The organism is Niveispirillum sp. GW835-FHT14G11 (assembly GCF_058793615.1).
The window spans coordinates 229,986-242,673 of record NZ_JBXAFZ010000006.1; the positions used below are offsets into that span (position 1 = coordinate 229,986).

At 66.0% G+C, this 12,688-nt stretch carries 9 protein-coding genes; 4 read left to right on the plus strand and 5 right to left on the minus strand.

Going from position 1 to position 12,688, the window contains the following annotated elements:
* The first annotated feature begins 1 nt into the window (after position 1).
* The 4 genes from AC1Q7F_RS13365 (at position 2) to AC1Q7F_RS13380 (ending at position 8,255) form a co-directional block, all read left to right on the plus strand.
* Positions 2 to 3,199, plus strand: a complete 3,198-nt coding sequence (locus tag AC1Q7F_RS13365) for a ligand-binding sensor domain-containing diguanylate cyclase (protein ID WP_492507551.1) — start codon at positions 2 to 4, stop codon at positions 3,197 to 3,199.
* A 265-nt stretch (positions 3,200 to 3,464) separates the two neighbouring features.
* The gene (locus AC1Q7F_RS13370) at positions 3,465 to 5,279 is read left to right on the plus strand and encodes an IlvD/Edd family dehydratase (RefSeq protein ID WP_492507553.1); all 1,815 of its coding nucleotides are present in this window, start codon (positions 3,465 to 3,467) and stop codon (positions 5,277 to 5,279) included.
* A gap of 201 nt (positions 5,280 to 5,480) precedes the next feature.
* On the plus strand, positions 5,481 to 5,948 hold the full coding sequence (locus AC1Q7F_RS13375) for a flagellar basal body-associated FliL family protein (RefSeq protein ID WP_492507555.1): 468 nt from the start codon (positions 5,481 to 5,483) through the stop codon (positions 5,946 to 5,948).
* Positions 5,949 to 6,131: 183 nt separating this feature from the next.
* The gene (locus AC1Q7F_RS13380; protein ID WP_492507557.1) at positions 6,132 to 8,255 is read left to right on the plus strand and encodes a sodium-translocating pyrophosphatase; all 2,124 of its coding nucleotides are present in this window, start codon (positions 6,132 to 6,134) and stop codon (positions 8,253 to 8,255) included.
* Between the two features lie 103 nt (positions 8,256 to 8,358).
* On the opposite strand, the gene AC1Q7F_RS13385 is transcribed toward AC1Q7F_RS13380, so the two are convergent.
* The 5 genes from AC1Q7F_RS13385 to AC1Q7F_RS13405 all read right to left on the minus strand — a co-directional run bounded on the left by AC1Q7F_RS13385 (position 8,359) and on the right by AC1Q7F_RS13405 (position 12,643).
* Positions 8,359 to 9,552 (minus strand): class I SAM-dependent methyltransferase, encoded by a 1,194-nt coding sequence (locus tag AC1Q7F_RS13385; protein WP_492507559.1) that lies wholly within the window; start codon positions 9,550 to 9,552, stop codon positions 8,359 to 8,361.
* Positions 9,553 to 9,641: 89 nt separating this feature from the next.
* Complete coding sequence (locus tag AC1Q7F_RS13390; RefSeq protein WP_492507561.1) at positions 9,642 to 10,307, minus strand: GGDEF domain-containing protein; 666 nt, start codon at positions 10,305 to 10,307, stop codon at positions 9,642 to 9,644.
* Positions 10,304 to 11,071: a substrate-binding periplasmic protein gene (locus AC1Q7F_RS13395; RefSeq protein WP_492507563.1), complete on the minus strand. Its 768-nt coding sequence runs from the start codon at positions 11,069 to 11,071 to the stop codon at positions 10,304 to 10,306. The genes AC1Q7F_RS13390 and AC1Q7F_RS13395 overlap by 4 nt, the downstream gene beginning before the upstream one ends.
* Before the next feature lie 25 nt (positions 11,072 to 11,096).
* Complete coding sequence (locus AC1Q7F_RS13400; protein ID WP_492507565.1) at positions 11,097 to 11,513, minus strand: response regulator; 417 nt, start codon at positions 11,511 to 11,513, stop codon at positions 11,097 to 11,099.
* A 500-nt stretch (positions 11,514 to 12,013) separates the two neighbouring features.
* The gene (locus AC1Q7F_RS13405; RefSeq protein ID WP_492507567.1) at positions 12,014 to 12,643 is read right to left on the minus strand and encodes a flavin reductase family protein; all 630 of its coding nucleotides are present in this window, start codon (positions 12,641 to 12,643) and stop codon (positions 12,014 to 12,016) included.
* Positions 12,644 to 12,688 lie beyond the last annotated feature (45 nt).

Sequence of the window (12,688 nt, forward strand, 5' to 3'; positions counted from 1 at the left end):
CATGCGTCGGCCCTTCCGGCATGCATTGGCGTTATTCTGCGCGCTGCTGGGCCTTTTCACCCTGGCGACTGTCGCGCAGGGAGAGGAAGACCCAGCCGCCGCCTATTGGAACGCGCGGGCCGAGGTTCTGTTTGAACGGATCGGCCGCGCGGCCGGCATGCCCAGCGACATTATCACCGCCATCGTCCAGGACCGGGCCGGCTTCATCTGGGTCGGTACCCCGGTGGGCCTGACCCGCTTCGACGGCTACCGGTTCCGGGTGTTCCAGCCGGACAGCCGCGACCCGTCCTCCCTGCCTGACGGTTATATCAATGCCCTGCATGTCGACCGGCGCGGGCGGCTGTGGGTGGGCACCAACAATGGCGGCGTGGCCCGTTTCATTCCGGAGACGGAAAGTTTCGCCCGTTATCCCGCCGGGCCCGGCGGCCTGGCGCATCCCACCGCCTACCGATTCGAGGAAGATGCGCGCGGTGACATCTGGGTGGCGCTGCGCTCGGGTCTGGCGCGGCTGGATGCCGAAACCGGGGCGGCAGAGAATTTCCGCACCCAGGATCCCCGCAATGACGGTTTGCCCGGCAATGTGGTGATGGATTTGCTGTTCGATGCGGCCGGCATGCTTTGGGTGGCAACCGACCAGGGGCTGGCCGTCCGCCGGCCGGGCCATAGCGGGTTTGAGCCGGTGTCGCAGGTGGTGTCGCTGCCGTCGCTGGCGCCCGGTAGCGCTGTCTCCACCCTGTTCCTCGACGGTCAGGGGCGCATCTGGATCGGCACGCGCGGCGGCATCGTCATCTGCCACGACCCGGCCACGGGCGTCGCCCGGTCCTTCGACATGGCCCGCGCCGAAGGCCGTATCGCCGACCGGCCGCACGTCCGCGCCTTTCAGGATCTGCGGGCCGATGGTGACCCGCGCGACCGCATCTGGGTGGCGACCGACCCCGGCGGGCTGGTGGAGCTGGATGTGGAGAGCGGGGCGGTGCGCTCCATCCATCATGACCCGTCCGTCCTGGCCAGCGTCAGCAGCGATGCGGTGCGCAGCCTGTTGCGCGACCGGTCGGGCCTGATCTGGGTGGCCACCTGGGGCGGGGGACTGAATGTCCACAACCCTGCCAACCAGGGCATCCTCTCCATCTTCTCCTCCCCTTCGCAGCCTGACAGCCCCAGCGAGCCGCAGGTGCGCTCCGTCCTGGCGGCACGCGACGGCAAGGTCTGGCTGGGGTTCGAGACCAAGGGCATCGACATCATCGATCCCGTGGCCGGCACACGGGAGCGGTTGGTACCGGGCCAGGGGCCGGCCCAAGGTCTGCCCCGCGCCAATGTCCTGGCCCTGGCGGAGGATGGCGCCGACAATGTCTGGATCGGCACGCAACTGGGCCTGTCGCGCTACAGCCGTGCCACGGGGCAGGTGCGGCCGGTCGATCTGCCGGGATCGGTGGCGGGCCAGCCCATCCATGCCATCCTGGTGCGGGACGGCGAATTGTGGCTGGCCAGCGAAGGGCTGGTGCGGTTCGATCCGCGCACCGGTGCCGTCACCCAGTTCCGCCACGACCCCGACGATGCCACGACGCTGGCCGACGATCGGGTACGGGTGCTGGCCGCCACCGGGGACGGCCGCATCTGGGTGGGCACCCATCGCGGACTGCATCTGGTTGATCCGGCCACAGGCCATGTCCGGCGGGTACAGAGCCGGTCCTGGGACTGGTCGTCGCTGGCCCATAATTACGTCACCGGCCTGATCCATGACCGGCAGGGCCGCCTGTGGGTGGGCACGCTGGGCGGTGGGGTCAGTATCCTGGCCAGTGACGTGACCGATGAGCGCTACCGCTTCACCACCCTCTCGCAGCGCCATGGCCTGCCCGGCGACAGCGTGCAGGCCATGGTCATGGATGATACCGGCCAGATCTGGGTCAGCACGGAGGATGGGCTGGCCCGCATCGACCCGCAGACCCGCGCCATCAGTGCCATCGGCTGGGACGACGGCTTGGGCGTGCGCGGCACCTGGGTCGGGTCGGCGACGCGGCTGGCCGGCGGGGAACTGCTGTTCGGTGGGCGGGAGGGGCTGACCCTGGTGCGGCCCGATGCGTTGCGCCAATGGCGGTTCCAGCCGCCGCTGGTGCTGACCGATATCCGCATCGACAATGAACCGGTGCCTGCCGCCGCCCTGAACCTGGCGCCCCTGCCCACGGAAACGACAGCGGGTGGGGCGGCCAAGGCGCGGACGGCCACGCCATCCGCCGTCATCATGCCGGCCGGGGCAAGGACCCTGACCGTTGGCTTTGCGGCGCTGGATTACGCGGGGCCGGCCAACCTGCGCTACAGCTACAGCCTGGAGGGGTTCGACAAGGGCTGGGTGGAGGTCGACGCGCTGGAGCGGCTGGCAACCTATACCAATCTGCCGCCCGGCACCTATACGCTGCGCCTGCGTGCCACCAATAAGGAGGGGGTGTGGGGGATGGCCGACCGGCTGGTCACGGTCGATGTCTTTCCCGCCTGGTACCAGACGGGGTTGGCCCGGGTGGGCGCGGTGCTGGCTGTGCTGGCCATTCTGGGACTGGTCATCCAGGCCCGAACGGCGGCCCTGCGCCGGCAGCGGCGCTGGCTGGAACAGCTGGTGGCCCAGCGCACGGAGGATCTGGTCAATGCCAATGCCGAGCTGGCGCGGCTGGCCAGCACCGATGGCCTGACCGGCCTGTTGAACCGTCGCCGATTCGAGGAGATGGGCCTGGCCGAGATCGACCGCGCCCAGCGTTATGGCCGCCCCTTCTCCCTGCTGCTGGTCGATCTGGACCATTTCAAGCAGGTAAATGACAATCACGGCCACAATGCCGGCGACGCCGTCCTGCGTGCCGCCGCGCAGCGCGTGCTCACCGCCGTGCGCACCACGGATGTCGTCGCCCGCTATGGCGGGGAGGAACTGGCCGTGCTTCTGCCGGAGACGGAAGAGGGGGAGGCCCGGGTGGTGGCCGAGCGTATCCGCCAGTCCATCGGCGGCCGGCCCATCGATTTCGAGGGCATGCCCATCGCGCTGACCGCCAGCGTCGGCGGTGCGCAATACGGTGCCGGGGATGACAGCCTGGCCATCCTGGTGGGCCGCAGCGATGCCGCGCTCTACCGTGCCAAGCAGGGCGGGCGCAACCGGGTGCAGTTCAGCGAACGCGGCGGCACCATCGGCCGCACCCCGCCACAGACCGTGGCACCCTGATGATTGTTGCCCGCGATGCGGGGTGCCAGCTTGCGACGGCCATGGGCGATACCCAGCGCGCTGAACTTGCGGCGCTCCGATTCTCCTCTGTCCCCCTTTCGAAAAGGGCTTGCCTTTGTGGGTGGCGAGGGGGTGTCCTGGCTGGATGGTGGCGGTTTCGCTGATTAATATGATAATAATAGAATTTGGTTGAAGCCCATGCTATTCCCAGAAGAGCCGGGGCCGCCACGTGGGCGGGGTCCGGAGGTTCTCAGGGAGACGCGTGATGGCCAAGGATCAGGTCGTGCAGGGTGCCGCACCCCGCCGCCTGCGGTCGCAGGAATGGTTCAACAACCCCGCCAACGCCGACATGACGGCGCTATATCTGGAGCGGTATCTGAATTTCGGGTTGAGCCGCGAGGAATTGCAGTCGGGACAGCCGATCATCGGCATCGCCCAGACCGGGTCCGACCTGTCGCCTTGCAACCGCCACCACATTGTCCTGGCCGAGCGCATCCGTGAGGGTATCCGCACGGCCGGCGGCATCGCCATCGAATTCCCCGTCCATCCCATCCAGGAGACAGGCAAGCGCCCGACGGCCGGGCTGGACCGCAACCTGGCCTATCTGGGTCTAGTGGAACTGCTCTACGGCTATCCGCTGGACGGGGTGGTGCTGACCATCGGATGCGACAAGACCACGCCGGCCATGCTGATGGCTGCCGCCACGGTCAATATCCCCGCCATCGCCCTGTCGGTGGGCCCCATGCTGAATGGCTGGCACAAGGGGGAACGCACCGGTTCCGGCACCATCGTGTGGAAGGCGCGCCAGATGATGGCGGCCGGCGAGATTGACTATAAGGGCTTCATCGACCTGGTGGCGTCTTCCGCCCCGTCGACCGGCTATTGCAACACCATGGGCACGGCCACGACGATGAATTCGCTGGCCGAAGCCCTGGGCATGCAGCTGCCCGGCTCCGCCGCCATCCCGGCACCATACCGGGAGCGCCAGCAGGTGGCGTACGAGACGGGCAAGCGCATCGTCGGCATGGTGCAGGAGGATCTGAAGCCGTCGGACATCATGACGCGCGACGCCTTCCTGAACGCCATCGTCGTCAATTCCGCCATCGGCGGCTCCACCAATGCCCCCATCCATCTGGCCGCCATCGCCCGGCATATGGGCGTGGAACTGTCGCTGGACGACTGGCAGAACTATGGTCACAAGATCCCGCTGCTGGTGAACCTGCAGCCCGCCGGCGACTATCTGGGCGAGGATTACCATCATGCCGGCGGCGTGCCGGCCGTGGTCAATCAGCTGATGGAACAGGGCCTGATCCGCGAGGGCGCGATGACCGCCAATGGCCGCACCATTGGTGAGAATTGCCGGGGCAAGGCGATCGAGATGCCCGAGGTGATCCGCACCTTCGACAATCCCTTGAAGAAGGATGCCGGCTTCATCGTTCTGCGCGGCAGCCTGTTCGACAATGCCATCGTCAAGACCAGCGTCATCAGCCAGGAATTCCGGGACCGGTACCTGTCCAACCCGGCTGATCCGGAAGCATTCGAAGGCAAGGCCTTCGTCTTCGACGGGCCGGAGGATTACCATCACCGCATCGATGATCCCGCCCTGGACATATGCGCGGACGACATCCTGGTGATGCGCGGCACCGGCCCCATCGGCTATCCGGGGGCGGCGGAGGTGGTGAACATGCGTCCGCCCGCCTATCTGATCAAGCAGGGCGTCAGCGTTCTGCCCTGCATCGGCGATGGCCGGCAGTCGGGCACGTCGGGATCGCCCTCGATCCTGAACGCCTCGCCGGAGGCGGCGGCCGGCGGCAATCTGGCCATCCTGCGCACCGGCGACCGGGTCCGCATCGACCTGACGAGTGGTACGGCCGACATCCTGATCCCGGCCGAAGAGATCGCGGAGCGGCGCCGGGTTCTGGAAGCGGCCGGCGGCTATGTCTATCCGGCATCGCAAACCCCCTGGCAGGAAATCCAGCGCCGCATGGTGGGGCAACTGGGCGATGGCGCGGTGCTGGAGCCCGCCGTGCAGTTCCAGCGCATCGCCGAGACGTATGGCGTGCCCAGGGATAACCATTGAGAATACCTTTCCTGCCTTCCCGGCCTTCGCCGGGAAGGCAGGAACTGACCATGAATTCGGTGTTTTTCTTGACAGACCGGATGGGTGTGAACGATGTTCACACCCATCCGGTCATACCTGCCCGCCTCCCGGCAATTGGCCCTGATGACCGCGGACCCGAGGTGCTATGATGGTGCCAGCGGTTGAAAGGCGCCTGTTCCCATGAAGAAGATCATCCTGCTTATCCTGGCTTTGCTGGTGCTGATCGGTGCCGGCGTGGGCGGCTATGTCATGTTCGGCCCCAAGCCCCACAAGGAGGGTGAGGAACATGTCGAGGAGAAGTCCAAGAAGAAGGAGCGCACCGGCCCGCCCGTCTTTGTGCAGGTCGGCCCGATGATCGTGCCGGTGCTGGGCGCCAAGACCGTTGAACAGAACATCATGGTCACCGTCAGCCTGGAAGTGGATGACGATGTCACCCGCGATCTGGTGCGCGTGCAGAGCCCGCGTCTGGTCGATGCCTATGTCCAGGCACTCTATGGCGGCATCGACAAGGGCCAGGTGATCGATGGCCAGGTGCTGAACATCCCGGCCCTGAAGACCAAACTGATGGAAACCACCGAGAAGGTGCTGGGCCCCGACGTCGTGCATGACGTGCTGATCCAGTCGGTCAGCCAGCGGCCCGTCTATTGACAAGGGCGTTGCATACCCCGTTGTGGCGCATCGCGACGCCGCTAAACGCTTTTCCATGCCCATTATTCATTGGCGGCGTATTGCCGCATCCAAAAACGCATGGCATGCTTGCGCCCGTCTAATGCCGCCGGCCGTCCGGTCATCAAAACAGAAGCGGCATCTTCAACAGGGTAAGGAAACGACATGACCACGCAAGTGTTGTACTTCGTGCTGGCATGCGGGGTGCTGGCCATCCTTTACGGGCTGGTGACGGCGCGTGCCGTGCTCTCCGCCAGTCCGGGCAATGCCCGCATGCAGGAAATCGCCCAGGCCATCCAGATCGGCGCCAATGCCTATCTGAACCGCCAATACACCACCATCGCCATTGTCGGCGTGGTGATCGCCGTGCTGGTGGGTTTTCTGCTGGGCATCCACGTCGCCATCGGCTTCATCATCGGCGCGGTACTGTCCGCCGCCGCCGGCTATATCGGCATGAACATCTCCGTCCGTGCCAATGTGCGCACGGCCGAAGCCTCGCGCCAGGGGCTGGCGCAGGGCTTGTCGCTGGCCTTCCGCGCCGGTGCCGTCACGGGCATGCTGGTGGCGGGTCTGGCCCTGCTGGGGGTCGCGGGCTATTACTTCGTGCTGAGCGGCATGGGCATCACCGGCCGGACGCTGATCGACGCGCTGGTGGCGCTGGGCTTCGGCGCCTCGCTGATCTCCATCTTCGCGCGCCTGGGCGGCGGCATCTTCACCAAGGGTGCAGATGTGGGCGCTGATCTGGTGGGCAAGGTCGAAGCCGGCATCCCGGAAGATGACCCGCGCAACCCGGCCGTGATCGCCGACAATGTCGGCGACAATGTCGGCGACTGCGCCGGCATGGCCGCCGACCTGTTCGAAACCTATGCGGTGACGGTGGTGGCCACCATGGTGCTGGCCAGCATCTTCTTCGCCGGCCAGGATGTGCTGTCCTCCGCCCTGGTCTATCCGCTGGCCATCGGCGGGTCCTGCATCATCACCTCGATCATCGGCACCTTCTTTGTGAAGCTGGGATCGTCCAACAACATCATGGGCGCCCTTTACAAGGGCTTCATCGCCTGCGGCGTGCTGTCGCTGGGCGCCATCGCGGCGGTCACGCACTGGGTGCTGCCGCAGGGCTTCGACACGGCCTTCACCACGGGTGCGGGCGTGGCCTTCACGGCCCGCGACCTTTACCATTGTGCCGTCGTCGGGCAGGTGGTGACGGGTCTGATCGTCTGGATCACCGAATATTATACCGGCACCAATTACCGCCCGGTGAAGTCGGTGGCGCAATCCAGCACGACCGGCCACGGCACCAACGTCATCCAGGGTCTGGCCGTGTCGATGGAGGCCACGGCCCTGCCGGCCCTGGTGATCTGCGTCGCCATCATCGTCTGCTTCCTGTTCGCGGGCCTGTTCGGCATCGCCATCGCCGTGACCAGCATGCTGGCGGTCGCCGGCATGGTCGTGGCGCTGGATGCCTATGGCCCGGTCACCGACAATGGCGGCGGCATCGCCGAAATGGCGGACCTGCCCAAGGAAGTGCGCGTCACCACCGACGCGCTGGACGCCGTGGGCAACACCACCAAGGCCGTCACCAAGGGCTATGCCATCGGCTCGGCCGGTCTGGGCGCCCTGGTGCTGTTCGCGGCCTATAACGAGGATCTGAAGTTCTTCATCGCCAATGCCGCGACATATCCCTATTTCGAGGGGGTGACGGTGGATTTCAGCCTGGCCAACCCCTATGTCGTCGTCGGTCTGATCCTGGGCGGCCTGCTGCCCTATCTGTTCGGCGCCATGGGCATGACGGCCGTGGGCCGGGCCGCCGGCTCCGTCGTGGAGGAGGTGCGCCGCCAGTTCCGCGAGGATAGCGGCATCATGGCCGGTACGTCCAAGCCCGATTATGGCCGCGCCGTCGACATGCTGACCAAGGCCGCGATCAAGGAGATGATCATCCCCTCGCTGCTGCCGGTGCTGGCGCCGGTGGTGCTGTATTTCGTGGTCGCCGCCATCGCGGGCAAGGGGGCGGCGTTCAGCGCCGTCGGCGCCATGCTGCTGGGCGTCATTGTCACCGGCCTGTTCGTCGCCATTTCCATGACGTCGGGCGGCGGCGCCTGGGACAATGCCAAGAAATATATCGAGGAGGGGCACCATGGCGGCAAGGGCTCGGACGCGCACAAGGCGGCCGTGACCGGTGATACCGTGGGCGACCCCTACAAGGACACGGCCGGTCCCGCCGTGAACCCGATGATCAAGATCACCAACATCGTGGCGCTGCTGCTGCTGGCCATCCTGGCCCACGGCTGAGGAAGATGTAGGTCAGGTCGAGCGGAGCGAGCCCTGACAGAAAAGGCCAAATGCCTGTTCTGTCAGGGCTCGGCTGACGCCTCGACCTGACCTACGGTTCACGTCAGAACCCCGCCTCTGCCCCCAGCAGCGCAGACAATTTGGGGGTCACGCCCCATTCCCGGACCAGCGTCTGGTACTCCTCCACCGCCTTGCGGTCCGCCGCCGCCCCGGTCTTCACGGCCCGCAGCAGCGTGTTGCGCGGGGTATGTTCGGATGGCACGAATTCGATGATCTCCGTCCGGTACCCGGCCTGACGCATCAGGCTGGCGCGCAGCGCGTCGGTCAGCATGTCGGCGAAGCGTTCGCGCAGGATGCCGTGGCGGGTCAGCAGGCCATAGGCGGCCGGCGCCTCTTTGCTGCGCAGCTGCCTTTGCAGATCATGATGGCAGCAGGGTGCGGCCAGCACATATTTCGCGCCCCAGGACACGGCGCGGGCCAGGGCGTCGTCGGTGGCGGTGTCGCAGGCATGCAGGGCCAGCACGATATCGGCGCCCTCCACCGGGGCCTCGGCGATGGTGCCCTCGATGAAATGCAGCCCGTCCCAGCCAAGGCTGGCGGCCAGTTCGGTGTTGCGCTCCCGCGCCTGACGCTTGGTATCGACGCCGGTGAAATCGACGTCCAGCCCGCGCACATGGGAGAGGAACCGATAGGCGGCGAAGGTGAGATAGGCGTTGCCGCAACCCAGATCGACCACGCGCAGCTTCCGGTCCTCGGGAAACTCCGCGCCCTTCAGCACGGCGTCGAGCGCGCGGATGAATTCCTCCACCTGCCGGTACTTGTCCTGGCGGGTGGGCTTGATGCGGCCTTCCGGGTCGGCAATGCCCACCGCCCGCCAGAAGGGATCGGCCGGGTCCAGCAGGCGCGGTTTGGCCCGGTCATGGTCGAGCGCGCGTTCCTTCGGGGCGGACGCCGCCGTGCGGCTGATCATCGCCTCGCCCTTCTTGGTGACGCGCAGCTGCACCGTGGCGTCCAGGGTCTCCACATGCCAGGTGCCCAGACCCAGGGTCAGCAGATCGTCCACCGCCTTCTCCGCGGCGGGGCCGAAGGCGGCGTTGCTGGTATGGGCCTGACGGTCATCATAGGCGACGACCTGCAGATGCGGGCCCGACTTCAGGGCGACGGGCCGCAGTTCCACCCGCCGCCAGGGCGGGTCCATGGTGCGCATCCGCCCGCCGGCCACGGCACGCACCAGCCGGTCCCCGTCCAGCAGCAGGGCGCGGATATCGGCAAGGGCGGGGGCGAGGGGGGAGGCCATGGATGATCATCTCGGGGGCTGTGCTTGTGCCCACAAAACTTAGTGATGGGTGCCGTGCTGGGAAAGACGTCAAATCGCGGTACAGGGTTTCAGGACGCGACGACCCGGTTGCGCCCGCCGCGCTTGGCCGCATAAAGCGCCTGATCGGCGCGCGCCAGCAGCCGGTCCAGGCTTTCCGGCCGATCGCTCCGGATGGCCAGACCGATGCTGGCCGTCAGAGTGATGGCACGGCCGCCATAGTGGAATATGGCCCCGGCAATGGATGCGCGCACACGTTCCAGCATGATCATGGCGCCGGCCAGATCGGTCTCCGGCAGCAGCAGCACGAACTCCTCCCCGCCGAAGCGGGCCACCAGGTCGCTGCCCCGGCACTGCGCCGACAACAGCCGCGCCACCAGCACCAGCGCCTCGTCCCCCGCCTGGTGGCCATGCCGGTCGTTGATCTGCTTGAAATGGTCCAGATCCAGCATGGCGACCGCCAGGGAACGGCCGCTGCGCGATGCCCGGGCCAATTCCGCCGACGCCATCTCCATGAAGCGGCGGCGGTTCATCACCTCCGTCAGCGGGTCGATGCCGGCCAAGCGCTCCAGGGCCGCCAGGGCATGGCGCAGCTCGGATGTCCGCTTCTCCACCAGCTTGTTGAGGAGATGGCGCTGGCGTTCAAGGTAGAGGGTGTGCAGGCGCAGGATGGCGCCCATGATCCCGGCCCCCATCAGCAGGGCGGCCAGGATCATCACCCCGTCCAGCCAGGTCACTGGGGTTCCCGCAGACCGTAGCGGGCCATGATCCGCTTCAGTTCACCCGAGGCGCGCAGCTGCCGGACCTTGGCATCAACCAGGGCGGCATAGATGCGGGCATCCGGGTCGGCGGGGGAGAAGCCGATGGAGACGGAGGAAGGCTTGCCGATCGGCGCATAATCGAAAATGCCCTGATAGCCCTTGGTTTCCGCCTGATAATCGATGACGTTCACATCCTCGATGATGGCATCGACCTTGCCGTCCACCAGCAGCCGGATCAGATCCTCCGTCAGATTGTCGCCGCCCACCGCCACCAGGCGCGGTTCCTTCTTGTGGGCATCGAGATAGGCGTTGACGCTCTCCTCATAGAAATAGTCGGCGCCGAAGCCGATGCGCAGCCCGTCCAGGCTTTTCAAGCCCGTGGCATGGACGCCGTGGCCCTTCAGCGTGACCAGGATGGTCTGGGTAATGCCCAGGCTTTCGCGCGGGAAGACCAGGGACGGCGCCTCCGTGGCGCTGGCGCCCACGGCCGCCGTGAAGCGCCCGGCTTGCACCTGGGCCAGCGCCTCGCTCCATGCGATCAGCTTGTAATCGACCTTGTGGCCGGCCTCACCCAAGGCCATGCCGGCGATTTCCACCAGATATCCCGGCGCCTTGCCCGGCTCGCAATTATAGGGGCACCAGGCATCGGCGCGCAAACTCAGCTCCTTGGCGCTGGTGGCGACGGGCAGGGCGGCGAACAGCATTGCGGCCAGCAGGCTGGCGGTGTGGATCTTCTTCATGATGGTCTTCCAGGGATATGAGTGGTCAATGACCGGAACGGCGGATGACATTGTGGGCGGCCAATGCCGCGATCATGCGCGACTTGATGTCGGCCAGGGACACGGGCTTCACCAGATATCCCGAGGCCTTGTGCCGGCGGGCGGCCAGGACCAAGTCGCTTTGCGCGTGGCTGGTGACCATCACTACAGGCAGGTTGATGGTCACCGGGTTCTCGCGGATGCGGCGCAGCACCTCGATCCCGTCGATGGGCTTCATCTCGATGTCGCAAAGCACGATGTCGGGCTTGAAATGCTCGATGATGGGCACGGCCATGTCGGGCGTGCCGATATCCTCGACCGTCATGTTCCCGAATTGCTGCACGATCCGGCGCAGCAGGCCGCGATAGAAACTGTCATCGTCGATGATGAGCACTTTCAGCCCACCCAATATTCGGTCCTGCATGGACAAGGCTCCTCACGACCGGAACCGGGGTCGGGTCCAGCCTGGCTGATTTCAGCGCGTGGGGTCGCCGCTGTTTTCAGGGGCGACGGGTGGGTTTCGTCAGGTTTTCAAAAGCACGGGGGGCATGGGCACGGGTTTCCTGTCGCGTTTCCGGTTCTTATGGCTGCGACGCAGGAGGACATAGCCCCACCCGACTTTGGATGAGGGTCCCGGTACGTGCCGGCCTGGTTGTGATGGGAACGAAACCAGCATCGCCGCCCCCCGGATCATGGATTGGGCGTCATGTATGGTATCGATGTCATCTGTTAAAAGGAATTAACCGAGACGCCGCCCGCTGTCAATTTTCATCGAATTTTATATAAATGAACACTGATATGCCGGACCGACATAGTTGACGTTAAGGGAAGATGGCACGCTTCTTGTTACCGTTAACGTCGCTGAAAATGGCGGAAATCCGGCCATGATAGCGATGTCATTGGTCTGGCTGTCGAAAATGCCTTTCAGCGCTTCCAATCGGGATCATAGGCTGGCCGGTCCATCTGCAAGGTTTCCCCGTTGCGCACATACCAGCCCCGGCCATGGGTGCGGCCGATCAGCTTCATGGCGGGCGTGTCGAGATGGTGGCTGGCGGCGTCCAGCACGAAACGGTCGGCCACATGTGCCGCCAGCACCTCCCCCAGCACCAGGGTCTGGCGGGGGCCGGTCTCGATCACCATATGGCGGCGACATTCGAAGCTGACGGGGGCGCTGGCGATCAGCGGCGGGCGGATCAGGCTGGACGGCGCCGTTTCGATCCCGGCATAGGCCAGTTCGTCCACGTCCGGCGGCGCGTCGGCGGAACAGCGGTTCATGCGCTGGGCGTCGGCCTCCGACACCAGGTTCACGGTGAATTCGCCCGTCGCCAGGATATTGGCCGCCGTATCCTTCAGCCGCCCGTCCGGCCGGTGCATCAGGCCCAGCGCCAGCAGCGGCGGATCATCGCCCACCATGTTGAAAAAACTGAATGGGGCGGCGTTGCGTACGCGGTCGGCCGAAATACTGGTCACCCAGGCGATGGGGCGTGGGGTGATGGCCGACGTCATGATCTTGTATCGCGCCGCGGGCGGCAACTCGCGCAGGTCGAAGCGCATGGGATGATCCTTGGGATGCCGGAAACCGGACAGCAGTTAGGACCC

Excerpts from the sequence above, each read along its gene's own strand:
- AC1Q7F_RS13365 (WP_492507551.1), top strand. The coding sequence starts at position 2 with ATGCGTCGGCCCTTCCGGCATGCATTGGCGTTATTCTGCGCGCTGCTG.
- AC1Q7F_RS13370 (WP_492507553.1), top strand. The coding sequence starts at position 3,465 with ATGGCCAAGGATCAGGTCGTGCAGGGTGCCGCACCCCGCCGCCTGCGG.
- AC1Q7F_RS13375 (WP_492507555.1), top strand. The coding sequence starts at position 5,481 with ATGAAGAAGATCATCCTGCTTATCCTGGCTTTGCTGGTGCTGATCGGT.
- AC1Q7F_RS13380 (WP_492507557.1), top strand. The coding sequence starts at position 6,132 with ATGACCACGCAAGTGTTGTACTTCGTGCTGGCATGCGGGGTGCTGGCC.
- AC1Q7F_RS13385 (WP_492507559.1), bottom strand. The coding sequence starts at position 9,552 with ATGGCCTCCCCCCTCGCCCCCGCCCTTGCCGATATCCGCGCCCTGCTG.
- AC1Q7F_RS13395 (WP_492507563.1), bottom strand. The coding sequence starts at position 11,071 with ATGAAGAAGATCCACACCGCCAGCCTGCTGGCCGCAATGCTGTTCGCC.
- AC1Q7F_RS13400 (WP_492507565.1), bottom strand. The coding sequence starts at position 11,513 with ATGCAGGACCGAATATTGGGTGGGCTGAAAGTGCTCATCATCGACGAT.
- AC1Q7F_RS13405 (WP_492507567.1), bottom strand. The coding sequence starts at position 12,643 with ATGCGCTTCGACCTGCGCGAGTTGCCGCCCGCGGCGCGATACAAGATC.